The 15,960-nt window shown below is 72.6% G+C and carries 15 protein-coding genes; 4 read left to right on the top strand and 11 right to left on the bottom strand.

Annotation, left to right across the window (positions count from 1 at the left end; all coding sequences use genetic code 11):
* Positions 1–136 precede the first annotated feature (136 nt).
* The gene (locus ABT154_RS25070) at positions 137–1,165 is read left to right on the top strand and encodes a LacI family DNA-binding transcriptional regulator (protein WP_351859223.1); all 1,029 of its coding nucleotides are present in this window, start codon (positions 137–139) and stop codon (positions 1,163–1,165) included.
* 70 nt (positions 1,166–1,235) lie between these two features.
* Here ABT154_RS25070 and ABT154_RS25065 read toward each other — a convergent pair whose 3' ends face one another.
* The 6 genes from ABT154_RS25065 to ABT154_RS25040 form a co-directional block, all read right to left on the bottom strand.
* Complete coding sequence (locus ABT154_RS25065) at positions 1,236–3,320, bottom strand: serine/threonine-protein kinase (protein WP_502969579.1); 2,085 nt, start codon at positions 3,318–3,320, stop codon at positions 1,236–1,238.
* An 89-nt stretch (positions 3,321–3,409) separates the two neighbouring features.
* Complete coding sequence (locus ABT154_RS25060) at positions 3,410–4,699, bottom strand: DUF6986 family protein (RefSeq protein ID WP_351859219.1); 1,290 nt, start codon at positions 4,697–4,699, stop codon at positions 3,410–3,412.
* Between the two features lie 153 nt (positions 4,700–4,852).
* Positions 4,853–5,815, bottom strand: coding sequence for an electron transfer flavoprotein subunit alpha/FixB family protein (locus tag ABT154_RS25055; protein ID WP_351859217.1), 963 nt, complete (start codon positions 5,813–5,815; stop codon positions 4,853–4,855).
* 89 nt (positions 5,816–5,904) lie between these two features.
* A complete protein-coding gene (locus ABT154_RS25050) occupies positions 5,905–6,699 on the bottom strand; it encodes an electron transfer flavoprotein subunit beta/FixA family protein (RefSeq protein WP_351859215.1) in 795 nt (264 codons plus the stop codon).
* A 199-nt stretch (positions 6,700–6,898) separates the two neighbouring features.
* On the bottom strand, positions 6,899–7,429 hold the full coding sequence (locus ABT154_RS25045; RefSeq protein WP_317877144.1) for a flavin reductase family protein: 531 nt from the start codon (positions 7,427–7,429) through the stop codon (positions 6,899–6,901).
* Between the two features lie 197 nt (positions 7,430–7,626).
* Positions 7,627–7,938 (bottom strand): TlpA family protein disulfide reductase, encoded by a 312-nt coding sequence (locus ABT154_RS25040; protein WP_351859213.1) that lies wholly within the window; start codon positions 7,936–7,938, stop codon positions 7,627–7,629.
* A 261-nt stretch (positions 7,939–8,199) separates the two neighbouring features.
* On the opposite strand from ABT154_RS25040, the gene ABT154_RS25035 reads away from it, so the two are divergent.
* Positions 8,200–8,922, top strand: a complete 723-nt coding sequence (locus tag ABT154_RS25035) for a lysophospholipid acyltransferase family protein (protein WP_317877146.1) — start codon at positions 8,200–8,202, stop codon at positions 8,920–8,922.
* A 114-nt stretch (positions 8,923–9,036) separates the two neighbouring features.
* Here the strand turns inward: ABT154_RS25035 and ABT154_RS25030 are convergent, their stop codons facing one another.
* The 5 genes from ABT154_RS25030 to ABT154_RS25010 all read right to left on the bottom strand — a co-directional run bounded on the left by ABT154_RS25030 (position 9,037) and on the right by ABT154_RS25010 (position 13,996).
* Positions 9,037–9,729 carry a B3/B4 domain-containing protein gene (locus tag ABT154_RS25030; protein ID WP_351859211.1) on the bottom strand — a complete coding sequence of 231 codons (693 nt, stop codon included), beginning with the start codon at positions 9,727–9,729 and terminating at the stop codon, positions 9,037–9,039.
* 255 nt (positions 9,730–9,984) lie between these two features.
* Positions 9,985–11,064: a threonine aldolase family protein gene (locus ABT154_RS25025; RefSeq protein WP_351859265.1), complete on the bottom strand. Its 1,080-nt coding sequence runs from the start codon at positions 11,062–11,064 to the stop codon at positions 9,985–9,987.
* Positions 11,061–11,822, bottom strand: a complete 762-nt coding sequence (locus ABT154_RS25020; protein WP_351859209.1) for an SDR family NAD(P)-dependent oxidoreductase — start codon at positions 11,820–11,822, stop codon at positions 11,061–11,063. Before ABT154_RS25020 ends, ABT154_RS25025 begins: the two co-directional genes overlap by 4 nt.
* Before the next feature lie 35 nt (positions 11,823–11,857).
* Entirely contained in the window at positions 11,858–13,264 is a 1,407-nt protein-coding gene (locus ABT154_RS25015) for a DUF6421 family protein (RefSeq protein ID WP_351859207.1), read from the bottom strand.
* 180 nt (positions 13,265–13,444) lie between these two features.
* Entirely contained in the window at positions 13,445–13,996 is a 552-nt protein-coding gene (locus ABT154_RS25010) for a GNAT family N-acetyltransferase (protein ID WP_351859205.1), read from the bottom strand.
* A gap of 172 nt (positions 13,997–14,168) precedes the next feature.
* Here ABT154_RS25010 and ABT154_RS25005 point away from each other — a divergent pair, with 172 nt between their 5' ends.
* On the top strand, positions 14,169–14,771 hold the full coding sequence (locus ABT154_RS25005; RefSeq protein ID WP_351859204.1) for a DUF5134 domain-containing protein: 603 nt from the start codon (positions 14,169–14,171) through the stop codon (positions 14,769–14,771).
* 164 nt (positions 14,772–14,935) lie between these two features.
* Positions 14,936–15,871 carry a M56 family metallopeptidase gene (locus tag ABT154_RS25000; RefSeq protein WP_351859202.1) on the top strand — a complete coding sequence of 312 codons (936 nt, stop codon included), beginning with the start codon at positions 14,936–14,938 and terminating at the stop codon, positions 15,869–15,871.
* Positions 15,872–15,960: the final 89 nt, after the last annotated feature.

Raw genomic sequence — 15,960 nt, 5'->3', positions numbered from 1 at the left:
TCGCGGGGCGGTTTCCCGTACAGTCTCCCCCGCCGTGACAACGTTGTCCACACTCTATGCTTCGGCCAGTGACACGATCGGACCGCGCCTTGCAGGCGATGCCCGATCCCGCCCCACGACGAAGGAACCGCGCACCGTGGCCGATATCGCCCGCCACTCCGAGCACCGCTACGGCAACCGGCCCACGATGAAGGACGTCGCCGCGCGCGCGGGTGTCGGCCTGAAGACGGTGTCCCGGGTCGTGAACGGCGAGCCGGGGGTCACCCCGGACACCGAGCGCCGGGTCCGGGAGGCCATCGATATCCTCGGCTTCCGCCGCAACGACAGCGCGCGGGTGCTGCGCAAGGGCCGGACCGCGACCGTCGGTCTCGTCCTGGAGGATCTCGCCGACCCGTTCTACGGGCCGCTCAGCCGGGCGGTCGAGGAGGTCGCGCGGGCGCACGGGTCGCTGCTCATCAACGGGTCCAGCGCCGAGGACCCGCACCGGGAGCAGGAGTTGGCGCTCGCCCTGTGCGCGCGCCGGGTCGACGGCCTGATCGTCATCCCCGCCGGTGACGACCACCGCTATCTGGAGCCTGAGATCAGGGCGGGTGTCGCCACCGTCTTCGTCGACCGTCCGGCGGGGCTGATCGAGGCCGACGCCGTCCTCTCGGACAGCTTCGGCGGGGCGCGCGACGGCGTGGCGCATCTGATCGCCCACGGACACCGGCGGATCGGCTTCATCGGCGACCGCCCCCGCATCCACACCTCGGCCGAGCGGCTGCGCGGCTACCGCGCGGCCATGGAGGACGCGGGCCTCCCCGTCCGGGAGGACCGGATCGCGCTGGGGTCCACGGATCCGGAGCGGGTGAGCACGGCGGTACGGGAGTTGCTGGCGGCGCCGGAGCCCGTGACGGCCCTGTTCGCGGGGAACAACCGGGTCACCGTCACGGTGGTCCGCGCACTCGCCGGGCACGACCGGCCGGTCGCCCTGGTCGGCTTCGACGACATCGAACTGGCCGACCTGCTCGGTGTCACGGTCGTCGCGCAGGACCCCGCCTCGCTCGGCCGAACGGCGGCGGAGCGCCTGTTCCGGCGGCTCGACGGGGTCGACGAGGCGCCGGAGCGGGTGGTCCTCGGCACGACGCTCCTCGCCCGGGGCTCGGGCGAGATCACGCCGCACTGACCGTCACGGAGCACTGCCGTGCCGACGACCGCTGAACGGCACTGCTGAGAACCGCACGCCGGACGGGCGCTCAGCAGACCCGCAGTCCCTCCACCGGGCCGCCGCCCGCGCCTCCCGACAGGTGCAGGACGCTGAGGTAGACGTTGGTGTTGCCGCTGTCGTCGTCCGTCCTGGCGAACCAGCGGCTGGTGCGTCCGCCGTACGTCTCGCTCCGGTCCAGGTCGACCTGGCAGAAGAAGACGTGCGGGCCGGATCCCACCGTTCCCATCTCCCCGCCGTCGTAGCGGGTGCTCGTGGCGCTCCGTACGACCTGGCAGGTGGCGGAGGAGCCGGCCGGCGCGCAGCCCGTGGCGGGCGGCGGCGCCCCGTTGGTGGGCGCGGCCGTGTCACCGCCCCCGGACGAGCCGCCCGTGGTGGGCGTGCGGGTGCCGGGCGAGCGCGGTGCGGTCGTACCGCCGCCTCGTCCGTCGGAGCCGGCCACGGTTCCGGTGCCGGGGCCGCGCGACTCCGTGCCCCCGGAGTCCGGGTCCGATGCCGGGTCCGTACGGTCGGGGTCGGGGCGGTCGGTGCCGTCGGCCGAGTTGGACGGGCCGGGCCCCGAGGGGTCCCCGGCGGAGGGCGGGGCGGTGCCGCTCGACCGACCCGGCGACGGTACGCCGCTGGTCCCCGGGTCCAGTACGCGGCCCTGGTCGCCCCCGGCGGCGCCCCGGCCGCCGTCGCCCGGCGTCCCGTCCGAGGCCTGGACCCCGGAGTCCCTCTCCATGAGGGCGTACGTGAGCCCGCCTCCGGCCAGCAGGACGGCGGCCACGGAGGCCGCGACCAGCACGTTCCCCCGGCGGGGATTCGTGCCCGCGCGGCGGGCGGCCCGCGTCCCGGCACGGCCGGCCGAGCCCGCGTCGAGGTGCACGGGCGGTGGTACGGGGAGGGCCGGGCCGAAGGCCCCGGTGGGCGGCGCGACGGCCGGCGCCGGAGACGCGGTCGGGCCGGCGTCGGGCACGGCGGACGGGTTCGGCTCCACGGAACTCCCGTAGGGGCTGGGCGCCGCGGCACCCCCGTAGGGGATCTGCTCCACGGAACCCCCGTAGGGGTTCGCCTCCACGGAGCCCCCGTAGGGGTTCGGCCCTGCGGAACCCCCGTACGGGTTCGGCGCGGATGCCTCCACGGCCTGCGCGCCCGCGTCCTTCACGCCCACGTCCCGCGCCCCCGCAAGGGGCGTCTGCACACCCGGCGCCTCCGAAACGGGCGCCTCCGAATTGGGCGCCCCCACCGCCCCCACCGCGTGCGCATCCGGAGCCGTCTCCCCCACCGCGCCCAGCAGCCGCGCCGCCTCGCGGGCCGTCGGCCGGGCGGCCGGGTCCTTGTCCAGGAGGCGGAGCAGGACCGGGGCGAGCGGTCCCGCGCGGCGGGGTTCCGGGAGGGGTTCGGTGACGATGGCCGCGAGCGTCGACCAGGTCGACGTACGGCGGAAGGGCGAGCCGCCCTCGACGGCCGCGTACAGGGTCGCGCCCAGCGCCCACACGTCGGAGGCGGGGCCCGGGTCCTGGCCCCTGGCGCGCTCGGGGGCGAGGTAGTCGAGGGAGCCGACGATCTCGCCGCTGCGGGTCAGATGGGTCGCGGAGCCGTCGCCCGGGTCCTCCATCGTGGCGATGCCGAAGTCGGTGAGGACGATCCGGCCGGAGGAGTCGAGCAGGATGTTGCCCGGCTTCACGTCCCGGTGCAGCACGCCCACGTCGTGCGCGGCGGCGAGTGCTTCGAGGACGTGGGCGCCGATCCGGGCCGCCTCGGCCGGTTCGAGGGTGCCCCGGGTGCCGAGGACGTCGTCGAGGGAGGGCCCGTCGACGAGTTCCATGACGATGACGGGCCGGCCCTGGTGTTCGGTGACGTCGTGGACGGCGACGACTCCGGGGTGGCGGACGCGGGCGGCGGCGCGCGCCTCGCGGGTCATCCGCAGGCGCAGATCGGCCAGTTCGGGTGCGCCCGCGTCCGTGTAGGTGCGGAGTTCCTTGACGGCGACCTCACGGCCGAGGACCTCGTCGACGGCCTGCCAGACGACCCCCATGCCGCCGCGCCCGAGCTGGCGCACCACTCTGTAGCGGCCCGCGAGCCGTTCGTTCTCCCCCGATGACACCGATGCCCCGTTCCCTGTCGAGCACATGCGCGCACAGCGCGTGAACTCATACAGGGTACGGGGCAGTTGGCTGGTTCGAGACCGTGGTCCGATCAGCTCGGGACGGCTTTCGCGGGCTACTCGGCGGAGGCGGTGAGGTCGCCGCGGCGCGGGGCGGCGAAGCGGTCGAGCGCGGCGCGGTCCATGCCGGTGAGCGCGTCGACCTCGGCGGTGTCGAGGGCGCCGCAGTCGATGCCGCGCAGCAGGTAGGAGCTGAGGGCCTTGGCGGTGGCGGGCTCGTCCATGACGTCGCCGCCGGCGTGGTTGGCGTAGGCGGAGAGGCGCTTGGCGGCGGCCTCGAAGCCCTCGCGGTAGAAGGCGAAGACGGCGGCGTAGCGGGTGGGGATGTGGCCGGGGTGCATGTCCCAGCCCTGGTAGTAGGCGCGGGCGAGGGCGCGGCGGGTGAGGCCGTAGTGCAGGCGCCAGGCCTCGTGGACGTGCTCGGTGGTGCCGACGGGGAGGACGTTGGTGGAGCCGTCGGAGACGCGGACGCCGGTGCCCGCGGCCGCGACCTGCATGATCGCCTTGGCGTGGTCGGCGGCGGGGTGGTCGCTGGCCTGGTAGGCGGCGGAGACGCCGAGGCAGGCGCTGTAGTCGAAGGTGCCGTAGTGCAGACCGGTGGCGCGGCCCTCGGCGGCGCCGATCATGCGGGCGACGGCGGCGGTGCCGTCGGTGGCGAGGATGGACTGGCTGGTCTCGATCTGGATCTCGAAGCCGAGGCGGCCGGCGTCGAGACCGTGGGCCTTCTCGAAGGCCTCCAGGAGGCGGACGAAGGCGGAGACCTGCTCGGGGTAGGTGACCTTGGGGAGGGTGAGGACGAGCCCGTCGGGGAGGCCGCCGTTCTCCAGGAGGCCGGTGAGGAAGACATCGGTGGTGCGGATGCCCCGGTCGCGTACGGCGGACTCCATGCACTTCATCCGGATGCCCATGTAGGGGGCGGCCGTGCCGTTCCGGTACGCCTCCGAGATCAGCCGGGCGGCGCGGGCGGCGTCCTGGTCCTCGTCGGCGCCCGCGTAGCCGTCCTCGAAGTCGACCCGCAGGTCCTCGATGGGCTCGCGCTCCAGCTTGGCCCGGACGCGGCGGTAGACGTCCTCGGCGAGGTCGTCGGTCAGGCCGAGGACGGCGGCGAAGGAGGCGGCGTCGGGGGCGTGCTCGTCGAGGGCGGCGAGGGCCTGATCGCCCCAGGAGCGGATGGTTCCGGCGTCGAAGACGTTGCCCGGTACGTAGACGGTGTGGACGGGCTGGCGGGTGCCGGGGTCCCCCGGGTAACGCCGGTCCAGCTCTGCGTCCACCGCTGCGAGGGAGTCACTGATGCCCTCGCTGACCGCGCCCGCGAGGCTCGTCGACACCTTCTCCTGCTGACCCATCCCACATCCTCCTGTTTTCCGCTGCACGGAATCAACAATCCGCATAGCGAAGTTAGTAGGCCGTCGGGACCTGAGTCAATGGTTGTCCGAAACGACCGGGGGCCGCACGGCGAGTGAACACCGTACGGCCCCCGGGCCCGACAGAACCGCAGGTCAGCCCTTGCGGGTCTTGACCTCTTCGGTCAGCTGCGGGACGACGTCGAACAGGTCGCCCACGACGCCGTAGTCGACGAGGTCGAAGATCGGCGCCTCGGCGTCCTTGTTGATCGCGACGATCGTCTTCGAGGTCTGCATGCCCGCGCGGTGCTGGATCGCGCCGGAGATGCCGGAGGCGATGTACAGCTGCGGCGAGACCGACTTGCCGGTCTGGCCGACCTGGTTGGAGTGCGGGTACCAGCCGGCGTCGACCGCGGCGCGCGAGGCGCCGACGGCGGCACCGAGCGAGTCGGCGAGCGCCTCGATGATCGTGAAGTTCTCGGCACCGTTGACGCCACGGCCGCCGGAGACCACGATCGCGGCCTCGGTCAGCTCCGGGCGGCCGGTCGACTCGCGCGCGGTGCGGCCGACGACCTTGGTGCCGTGCGCCTGCTCCGAGAAGGAGACGGACAGGGCCTCGACGGCGCCGGCGGCCGGGGCTGCCTCGACGGGGGCCGAGTTCGGCTTGACCGTGATGACCGGGGTGCCCTTGGAGACACGGGACTTGGTGGTGAAGGAGGCGGCGAACGCGGACTGCGTCGCGACCGGGCCCTCGTCACCGGCCTCCAGGTCCACGGCGTCGGTGATGATGCCGGAGCCGATGCGGACCGCGAGGCGGGCCGCGATCTCCTTGCCCTCGGCGGAGGACGGGACGAGCACGGCGGCCGGGGAGACGGCCTCGTAGGCGGCCTGGAGGGCCTCGACCTTCGGGACGACGAGGTACTCGGTGAACTCGGGGGCGTCGGCCGTCAGGACCTTCACCGCGCCGTGCTCGGCGAGCGCGGCGGCGGTGTCGGCGGCGCCGTTGCCCAGGGCGACGGCGACCGGGTCGCCGAGGCGGCGGGCGAGGGTCAGCAGCTCCAGGGTGGGCTTGCGGACGGCTCCGTCGACGTGGTCGACGTAGACGAGAATCTCAGCCATGGGACTTCAATCTCCTGCGAACGGGAAGGGGGCGGTCTGATGGCTCTGCGCGAGCCCGCCGGTCCCGGGGCCGCGCCCCGGGGAATCGGCTAGATGAACTTCTGGCTCGCGAGGAACTCGGCCAGCTGCTTGCCGCCCTCGCCCTCGTCCTTGACGATCGTGCCGGCGGTGCGCGCCGGACGCTCGGCGGCGGAGTCGACCGCCGTCCAGGAGCCCTCCAGGCCCACTTCCTCGGCCTCGATGCCCAGGTCGGAGAGGTCCAGGGACTCCACCGGCTTCTTCTTGGCGGCCATGATGCCCTTGAAGGAGGGGTAGCGCGCCTCGCCCGACTGGTCGGTCACGGACACGACGGCCGGGAGGGAGGCCTCCAGCTGCTCGGAGGCGGTGTCGCCGTCACGGCGGCCGGTGACAGTGCCGTTGGGGCCACCCTCGATCTTGACCTCGGAGAGCAGCGTGACCTGCGGGACGCCCAGGCGCTCGGCCAGGATCGCCGGGAGGACACCCATGGTGCCGTCGGTGGAGGCCATGCCGGCGATGACGACGTCGTAGCCGGTCTTCTCGATCGCCTTGGCGAGCACCAGCGAGGTGCCCATCACGTCGGTGCCGTGCAGGTCGTCGTCCTCGACGTGGACCGCCTTGTCGGCGCCCATGGAGAGCGCCTTTCGCAGCGCGTCCTTGGCGTCCTCGGGGCCGACCGTGAGCACGGTGACCTCGGCGTCGTCGGCCTCTTCGGCGATCTGCAGGGCCTGCTCGACCGCGTACTCGTCGAGCTCCGACAGCAGGCCGTCGACGTCGTCGCGGTCGACGGTCAGGTCATCGGCGAAGTGCCGGTCGCCGGTGGCGTCGGGCACGTACTTCACACAGACAACGATCCTCAAGCTCACGCCGGCTCTCCTACTGCATCGTCATAACTGGGCTGCCTTGTTGCTCGCAGCATAGGCGCCTGAAGGGCGGGTTTCCGGTCGGGGCGCCGGACGCCCCGACCGAAATATTACTCGCCAGTACACCCAGTTTGTTACCAGTGAGCAAGCGCTCAGGCATGTGATCTGGCCCATGCGCGGAGAGTGGCGCGCGGGGGAACTCTCAGTCGCGCAGCGCGTTGAAGCGGCCGTGGTGGTACAGGAGCGGCCGGCCCGCCCCGTCCGGGTCCCCGGCGACCGCCTGGGCGATGACGATCCGGTGGTCCCCCGCGGGCACCCGGGCGACCACGCGGCACACCAGCCAGGCCAGCACGCCGTCGAGCACGGGCACGCCCTCGGGGCCCACGCTCCAGCGGGTCCCCTCGCCGAACCGGTCGGCACCGCTGCGCGCGAAGGTGGCGGCCAGGTCCTCCTGGTGCTCGCCGAGTATGTGCACGCCGATGTGCTCGGCCTCGGCGATGACGGGCCAGCTCGAGGAGGAGGTGCCCACCCCGAAGGAGATGAGCGGGGGTTCGGCGGCGACGGAGTTGAGCGAGGTCGCGGTGAAGCCGACGGGGTGCTCGCCGTGCGCGGTGACGACCGCGACACCGGCCGCGTGGCGGCGGAAGACGGAGCGGAGCAGATCCGGGGAGGCCTGGCGGGGTGCGCCGATCGTGGGAACCGTACGGGGTCGGAGGTCCGGCGTAACCGTCATGGAGTTGTCCTTCTGCGGGGGCGGCATGGGAGAGGTCCTGGGGTCGTCAGACGCCCGGACAGCGCGCGCTCGCGTTGCGGGCCAGGTCCACATGGGTCCGGCCGTAGAGAAGGAGTTCTGGGGGCACTCCGTCAGGGTGACGATCGTTGCCGCGTGCAGTCAAGTGCGTACCGGGATGTGGGAGAAGTGTCACGAGGTCAGACCGCACGCCCCAGGGCGGCGATGACGTCCGCCGTGCGCGGCTGCCCGGCGGCCCGGCGGACGACGCGGCCCGCGCGGTCGAGGACGAGCACCGTGGGGGTCCGCCCGATGCCCAGTGCGCGTACGAGATCGAGCCGTTCCTCGGCGTCGATCTCCACATGGCCCACGCCCGGCACCATCGCGGCGACCTCGACGAGGGTACGGCGGGTGGCGCGGCAGGGCTGACAGAAGGCGGTGGAGAACTGCACGAGGGTGGCTCGCTCCCCCAGCGGGGCCCCGAGCACCTCGGATCCGAGGACTTCGGTCACTCGTGTCACCTACCTTCGCCGCGTTCTCTTCGGGTTCCGTCCGGCCGGTCGCTCCGGCCCCGTCGTCAGGTGCAGCGTCGCACGGCAGCGTTCGATTCCCGCCACGGCCACCGCGAGTGACGAGAATCTCCCTGCACGAAGCCGCCTGGACTGGTCACGGCGGCCCACATGGGGCACGATCTGCCCAAAGCCGAAAACCTACGGCCGCGTAACTTCCGCCGGGAGAGCCCTCCCCAGGCACAGAAGAAGGGTTCCTCTCAGATGGCAGAACTCGTGTATCGGCCGGTCATCGGCGCCGCGTTGACCTTGTTCAAGGCGCTCGACCTGAAGATCGACACGCAGGGTTCGGAGCACATCCCGCGCACCGGCGGCGCGGTGCTCGTGAGCAACCACATCAGCTATCTGGACTTCATCTTCACGGGCCTGGCCGCGCTCCCGCAGAAGCGCCTGGTGCGCTTCATGGCGAAGGACTCGGTCTTCCGGCACAAGGTCTCGGGACCGCTCATGCGCGGCATGAAGCACATCCCGGTGGACCGCTCGGCCGGCGAGCACGCCTACAAGCACGCGCTCGAGTCGCTCCGGGCCGGCGAGATCATCGGCGTCTTCCCCGAGGCGACCATCTCCCAGTCGTTCACCCTCAAGGGCTTCAAGACGGGTGCCGCGCGCCTCGCGCAGGAGGCGGGCGTCCCGCTGATCCCGATGGCGCTCTGGGGCACGCAGCGCATCTGGACCAAGGGCCGGCCGCGCAACTTCAAGCGCAGCCACATCCCGGTGACGATCCGCGTCGGCGAGCCCGTGGAGGCCCCCGCCGACCAGTACGCGGGCGCCATCACGCGGCGGCTGCGCGAGCGCTGCCAGGAGCTCCTGGAGGCCGCGCAGCGCGCCTACCCGGTGCGCCCCAAGGACGCGGGTGACACGTGGTGGGTGCCCGCGCACCTCGGGGGTACGGCTCCGACGCCGGCCCAGGTCAAGGAAGCCGGCTGACGGCAGCGCGCGGGCGCGCACACCACCGTTCGAACGAAGAACCGTTACTGCGGGTCCCTGCGCCCCGCAGGGCACCCCCGGAGCCCCGGCGGGCGCACCCGGCGACCGGAGCCGCTACCCCGGGTCCCGCACGGTGATCCGGGCCCCCGGGCTCACCTTCTCCAGGGAAGCGGCCAGCTCGGCCCCCGCGGCGACCAGCTCCGCCGGCGTCATCGGGGCGAGCGCCTCCAGCAGGAAGACGGCGTCGGTCGTGTCGTCGTCGATCCGGGTGCGCGGGCCCTGGCGCCAGTTCCAGCGGCGGCAGGTGACGCCCTCCTCGTCGCACCAGACGATCTCCCCCGGCTCCGGGTGCTCCACCGTCTCCACCCCGCCGGCCGTGGTGACGAAGGGCTCGTCGCCGACGGCCCTGAGCAGGCGCATCGCGCCCCGGATCCGGCCCAGGTCCTCGCCGCCGACCGGGGTCAGATGCGCGACGCTGATCGCGTTGTAGGCGTCGACGAGGCGGTTGATACGGGGCAGTCCGCCGTCCGCCAGCGCGCGCTTGGCCAGCGCTTCCGCCGAGTTGCGGGTACGGGAGGGCTTGGCGCCGAACGCGCTGTACGCGGCGCGCCAGGCGGCGATGTGCGGGTCCTGGTCCGGGGTGCGGCCGTCGAGCCGCTCGGCGAGCCGTCGCGCGGCCTCGTCGAGGAGGGCCGAGCTGGTCTCGTCACTGGGGCCGTTGACCAGCCCGTGGGCCTCGATCACCAGTGAGGTGAAGCCGGGGACGAGGGTGCGCACCTCGTCGGAGACAGTGAGCGTGAGAGTCATGATCCGCCGTTCGCCGGGGTCCGGGGCCGGAGAGCTCCGTGGGGAGCGTCCGCCAGGGGTACGGCCGGTCGGGTGCCGCGCGCAGCGTGTCCGGAACGGCCGGTGAGGTCCAGTGTAGGGCACTGGATAGTGCACTTCAGTGAACTGCGACTCATGGTCCCGCCCGCCGGCGAGGGGAGCACGCGGAAACGGCCGGACGGAAGTCGATGACTTCCGTCCGGCCGTACGTCCGTGCACCGCTTCACCCGGTGGTGCTCAGCGGGCCAGCTCTTCCTTCAGGGCCTGGAGGAAGGCGTCCACGTCGTCCTCCGTGGTGTCGAAGGCGCACATCCAGCGGACGTCGCCGGCCGTCTCGTCCCAGAAGTAGAAGCGGAAGCGCTCCTGGAGCCGCCGGGTCACGTCGTGCGGGAGGCGGGCGAAGACCGCGTTGGCCTGCACCGGGTAGAGGATCTCCACCCCGTCGACCTCGCGCACCCCGGCCGCGAGGCGCTGGGCCATCGCGTTGGCGTGGCGGGCGTTGCGCAGCCACAGGTCCTTCGCGAGGAGGGCCTCCAGCTGCACCGACACGAAGCGCATCTTCGACGCGAGCTGCATGGACAGCTTGCGCAGGTGCTTCATGTGGCTGACCGCGTCCGGGTTGAGGACGACGATCGCCTCACCGAAGAGCATGCCGTTCTTGGTGCCGCCGTACGAGATGACGTCGACGCCCACCGCGTTGGTGAACGCGCGCATCGGCACGTCGAGCGAGGCGGCGGCGTTGGCTATCCGGGCCCCGTCGAGGTGGACCTTCATCCCCTTGGCGTGGGAGTGCTCGACGATCGCGCGGATCTCGTCCACCGTGTAGACGGTGCCCAGCTCGGTGTTCTGGGTGATCGAGACGACCTGCGGCATCGCCCGGTGCTCGTCCTCCCAGCCCCAGGCCTGCCGGTCGATCAGCTCGGGGGTGAGCTTGCCGTCCGGGGTCGGCACGGTGAGCAGCTTGAGGCCGCCCATCCGCTCCGGGGCACCGCCCTCGTCCACGTTGATGTGGGCGGACTCGGCGCAGATCACGGCGCCCCAGCGGTCGGTGAGCGCCTGGAGGGCGGTCACGTTCGCTCCGGTGCCGTTGAAGACCGGGAAGGCTTCGGCGGTGGGGCCGAAGTGGCTGTGCATGATCCGCTGGAGGTGCTCGGTGTACTGGTCCTCGCCGTAGGCGACCTGGTGGCCGTCGTTGGCGAGGGCCAGCGCCGCGAGGATCTCGGGGTGGGCGCCGGCGTAGTTGTCGCTGGCGAATCCCCGGACCGACGGGTCGTGGTGACGACGTGCGTCGGTCCGGGGGCCGAGGGCCGGGGTCACGGCTTGGGGGTCAGCCACAGACGCTGTCCATTCACTTCCTGGGCGGGCTTGTCCCAGAGCCCGGCGATCTCGTCGGCCAGGTCCTTCACGTCGGTGAAGCCCGCGAACTTCGCGCTGGGGCGTTCGGCGCGCATGGCGTCGTGCACCAGTGCCTTGATCACCAGGATGGCAGCCGCCGCCTGCGGGCCGTCGTCGCCCCCCAGCTTGCGGAACGAGTCCGCCATGGCGAGGGTCCAGGCCTCGGCGGCGGCCTTGCCCGCGTTGTACGCGGCGTTGTTGGCCAGCGGCTTGTGCGCGCCGACCTGGCTGACCAGGGCGTAGCGCCCGCGTCCGCCGGCCCGCAGCAGTCCGTCGTGGAAGGCGAGCGAGGTGTGCTGGACGGTGCGGATGAGGAGCTTCTCCAGGAAGCCCCAGTCCGCGAGGTCCGTCTCGGTGAAGGAGGCGCTGCCGCGCCAGCCGCCGACGAGGTGGACCAGGCCGTCGATCCGGCCGAACTCCTTCTCGGTCTTGGCGGCCCAGTCGCGCGTGGCGTCCAGGTCGAGGAGGTCGACGGTGTCGCCGACGACCTTGGCTCCACCGTGCGCGTAGCGGGCGGCGTCGACGGCCTCCGCGAGGCGCGCCGGGTCCGCGTCGGACGCGACCACCGTGGCGCCCGCCTCGGCGAGCCGCAGCAGGGCCGCGCGGCCCGCGGGGCCGGCCGCTCCGGCGACCGCGATGACGGCCCCGTCGAGCGGCCCGCCGTTTCCGTTGGCGTTCATGGGCGACGCCTCCTCCGTGTCCTCGGTTCGCGCGCTCACGCGGCGGCCCGCTCGGTCCGCGAGACGTCGGCGGCGGTGATCCCCTTCGTATCGGCGATCACGCCCTTCAGCTTCTTGGCGAGGGCCTCAAAGAACATGCTGAGCGGAAACTCGTCCGGAAGCACGTCGTCGACGAGCTTGCGGGGCGGGAGGGACAGGTCGAGGGCGTCGGGACCCTTGGCCCACTTCGATCCCGGGTGCGGGGCGAGGTAGGTGGAGACCAGTTCGTACGCCTTGAACCAGTGGACCAGCTTCGGACGGTCGATGCCGTCGCGGTACAGGGTCTCGATCTCGGCGCAGAGCTGGTTGGTGACCTCGGGGGCCCGCTGCCAGTCGATCTTGAGCGTGTTGTCCGTCCAGCGCACCACGTCGTTCTTGTGGAGGTACGCGAAGAGGAGCTGGCCGCCGAGACCGTCGTAGTTGCGGTTGCGGTCGCCGGAGAGCGGGAAGCGGAACATCCGGTCGAAGAGGACCGCGTACTGCACGTCACGGCCGTGCGCGTTGCCCTCGGCCTCCAGCTTCACGGCCTCCTTGAAGGCGGTGAGGTCGCAGCGGAGCTCTTCGAGCCCGTACATCCAGAACGGCTGGCGCTGCTTGATCATGAAGGGGTCGAAGGGCAGGTCGCCGTGGCTGTGGGTGCGGTCGTGGACCATGTCCCAGAGCACGAAGGCCTGCTCGCAGCGGGTCTGGTCGCCGATCATGGCGGCGATGTCCTCAGGCAGCTCGATGCCCAGGGTGTCGACTGCGGCCTCGGTGACCTTGCGGAAGCGCGCGGCCTCGCGGTCGCAGAAGATGCCGCCCCAGGTGAAGCGCTCGGGGGCCTCGCGCACGGCGATGGTCTCCGGGAAGAGGACGGCCGAGTTGGTGTCGTACCCGGCGGTGAAGTCCTCGAACGTGATGCCGCAGAAGAGCGGGTTGTCGTAGCGGGTGCGCTCCAGCTCGGAGAGCCACTCCGGCCACACCATGCGGAGCACGACGGCCTCGAGGTTGCGGTCCGGGTTGCCGTTCTGCGTGTACATCGGGAACAGCACGAGGTGCTGGAGCCCGTCCACGCGGTCGGCGGCCGGCTGGAAGGCCAGCAGCGAGTCCAGGAAGTCCGGGACGGCGAAGCCGCCCCCGCCCCAGGCGCGCAGGTCGGAGACGAGGGCCTGGTGGTAGGCGCCGTCGTGCGGGACGAGCGGGGAGAGCTGCTCGACCGCGGCGATGACGCGGTCGAGGGTCAGCTCGGTCAGGGCGCGGGCGGGCGCGCCCTCGCGCTCGAAGTCGATGGAGCCGTCCGCGCTCTGCCAGACGCGGATCTCCTCCACGGCATTCTTGAGCTCGGGCCAGGCGGGGTGGTCGATCACCCGGGCGTCGGTGGATATCCCCCCACCGGTCACGTCCTGCACAAGAATTTCCGTCATGCCTCTTCCTCCACAGGAGAACCTCGCGTCAAGACACCGTAACCATCGACGGTTCTTCACCACAAGGGGAGGCAAGAGAAATTATCCTGCGTGACCCCCCTGTCGACAGAAGTTTTTCCTGTCGGTCAGGGTTGAAGCCACCCTTCCGCCATGCGGCCCGGCCCTGGCAGCGGCCCGGAGTCAGCCCAGTGTCTTGACCAGGAGCTCGAACTCCAGGTCGCCGCGCTGGGGCAGCCCGAAGCGCTCGTCGCCGTACGGGAAGGGGGTCATCCGCCCGGTACGCCGGTAGCCGCGCCGCTCGTACCAGGCGACGAGCTCCTCGCGTACGGAGATCACCGTCATGTGCATCTCGCTCACGTCCCAGGCCTCGCGCACCCGGCGCTCGGCCTCCGCGATGATCAGCTTGCCGAGACCGGCGCCCTGGAGTTCGGGACGGACGGCGAACATGCCGAAGTACGCGGCCTCACCCCGGTGCTCCAGCTGGCAGCAGGCGACGAGCTCACCGTCGCGCTCGACGACCAGGAGGCGGCTGCCGGGCGCGGTGATCACGGCCGCCACCCCCTCGGGGTCGGTGCGCTGGCCCTGGAGGATGTCCGCCTCCGTGGTCCAGCCGCCCCGGCTGGCGTCGCCCCGGTAGGCCGACTCGACGAGCGGGACGAGGGCCGGGACATCGTCCAGGACCGCCTCGCGGTAGCTGATACGGCCGGTCTCGTGCGACGTGGCGGTGTCCATGTGAACGGGGGCTCCCCTCGGGCGCTGGCGATCGTCGTGCGCGATCGTGCCGAGCCTAACGCGAGCCGTTCACTCCCCTTCGTACGCCTGTGCGCGCCTGTGCGCCCGCGTGTGCCCGTCCGGTGGCGGGCATGCCTCCCTGGAGGTGACGGCGTCGAGGGGGAGGTGTGCCGTGCACGGACCGGCCCTTTCGGGGTGGTTGATGGTCGCGCTGTGCGTGGCGACGGGGGTGTACTGCCTGCTGCGGATGCGGGCGTGCGCCGGGGAGGAGCGGCGTTCTGCGGGCGCCGAGGCGGTGATGGGCTTCGGGATGGCGTCCATGGCGCTGCCGGCGGCGGTGCTCTCACCTCCGGAGTGGAGCTGGGCGGTGTACGCGGCGGTGTTCGGCGGGGCGGCCCTGCACGCCCTGATGGCGGTCCGGCACGGCCGTCGGCATCTGCACCATCTGGTCGGCTCGCTCGCCATGGTCTACATGGCGGTGGCGATGGCCTCGGCCGGTGCGGGGGCGCACGCGGGGCACACGGCGGGCACGGCGGGCGGCATACCCGTGCTCACGGGCGGGCTTCTCCTCTACTACGGGGTGTACGTGCTCCACACGGGCGCGAGACTCGTGCCCGTGGTGGCACCGGCGGCCGTGCGCGGCCCGGTGCCCGCCGGGGCACCCTCGGTGGCCGTCGGCGGGGCCGGCCCGGCCTGGGCGAGACGACCGGAACTGACCCTCGCCTGCCGCCTGTCGATGGCACTCGCGATGCTGGGCATGCTGCTGACCGTGTGAGCGCGCGGCGGCGCCGGGCGGGCCGGTGACGGTCAGCACCTCACGGCGCAGAGGGGCGCAGAGAGACCCAGAGGCACGCAGTACGGGCAACCAAACCGTGTCGTACGTCACTTGCTTCGCGAGGCCGTACCCCCGACCCGTATCCCGCTCATAAAGTGACGCCCATGTGGGTCTCCCTCGCGCTGTTCCTGCTCGGCCTCCTGACCGCCCTCGCGGCCCCCCGGCTGCTGTCGCGGGCCGACTGGGTGGAGCGAGAACCCGTGGTGGCCCTGTGGGTCTGGCAGTGCGTGGTCGCCGCCGTGCTGCTGAGCTTCGCGCTCTCCATGACGTTCAGCGCGTCGACCGCCTGGCAGGCCGTCCGGGGGCAGGTCTTCGCCCCCGCTCCGCGCGCGGTGGTCGACGCCTACGAGCTGGGCACGACCGGGCCGTGGTCCGCGGTGCTCGCGGTGGCCCTGGCGGCCGGCGGGGTGTGGACCGGGGCGATGCTGGGCCGCGAGATCAGCGGGGCCCGCGCCCGGCGGCGGCAGCGCCGCTGCGATCTGCTGGTCCGCGCGCCCCTGCTGCCCGGCGAACAGGCGGGCGGCGAGCGTCTCGTGATTCTGGAGGGCGAGCGGGCGGACGCCTGGTGGATGTCCGGGGCGACACCCCGGCTGGTCATCACCACGGCGGCGCTGCGGCGACTGAAAGGACGTCAGCTGGACGCGGTCCTGGCGCACGAGCAGGGGCACGCGCGCGCCCGGCACGACTGGCTGCTGCACTGCTCCGGGGCGCTGGCGGCCGGATTCCCGGGCATCCCGGTGTTCGCGGCCTTCCGCGGGGAGATGCACCGGCTGGTGGAGCTGGCCGCCGACGACGTGGCCTCCCGCCGGTTCGGGCGGCTGACGATCGCGCTCGCCCTCGTCGAACTCAACGAGGACCGGGGGGTGTTCGGCCCCGCGTCCGGCCCGTACACGGACCTTCCGCTGCGGGTGAACCGGCTGCTCACCGCCGCGCCCCGGCTCACGGCCGGCCGCCGGCTCCGGCTCACGGCCGCCGCGTCCCTGGTGCCGGTGGTCCCGGTCCTCGTGGCGTTCGTGCCGGCGCTCAGCGCACTGGGATAGCGGCCGATGGCGACAGCGGGCCCGTCCTGGGCGCGCGCCTCGGCGCCCGCGACGGCGCGCGGGGACCGGGGTGACGATCGCCCGGTGCG

Origin of the sequence: Streptomyces sp. NPDC001728, assembly GCF_040297565.1 — a bacterium.
GTDB lineage: Bacteria > Actinomycetota > Actinomycetes > Streptomycetales > Streptomycetaceae > Streptomyces.
This window is presented reverse-complemented; position numbering and strand designations above follow the sequence as displayed.

Coding starts and splice junctions, on each gene's coding strand:
- ABT154_RS25065 (WP_502969579.1), bottom strand. CDS start 3,320: ATGTGCTCGACAGGGAACGGGGCATCGGTGTCATCGGGGGAGAACGAA.
- ABT154_RS25060 (WP_351859219.1), bottom strand. CDS start 4,699: ATGGGTCAGCAGGAGAAGGTGTCGACGAGCCTCGCGGGCGCGGTCAGC.
- ABT154_RS25055 (WP_351859217.1), bottom strand. CDS start 5,815: ATGGCTGAGATTCTCGTCTACGTCGACCACGTCGACGGAGCCGTCCGC.
- ABT154_RS25045 (WP_317877144.1), bottom strand. CDS start 7,429: ATGACGGTTACGCCGGACCTCCGACCCCGTACGGTTCCCACGATCGGC.
- ABT154_RS25035 (WP_317877146.1), top strand. CDS start 8,200: ATGGCAGAACTCGTGTATCGGCCGGTCATCGGCGCCGCGTTGACCTTG.
- ABT154_RS25030 (WP_351859211.1), bottom strand. CDS start 9,729: ATGACTCTCACGCTCACTGTCTCCGACGAGGTGCGCACCCTCGTCCCC.
- ABT154_RS25020 (WP_351859209.1), bottom strand. CDS start 11,822: ATGAACGCCAACGGAAACGGCGGGCCGCTCGACGGGGCCGTCATCGCG.
- ABT154_RS25015 (WP_351859207.1), bottom strand. CDS start 13,264: ATGACGGAAATTCTTGTGCAGGACGTGACCGGTGGGGGGATATCCACC.
- ABT154_RS25010 (WP_351859205.1), bottom strand. CDS start 13,996: ATGGACACCGCCACGTCGCACGAGACCGGCCGTATCAGCTACCGCGAG.
- ABT154_RS25000 (WP_351859202.1), top strand. CDS start 14,936: ATGTGGGTCTCCCTCGCGCTGTTCCTGCTCGGCCTCCTGACCGCCCTC.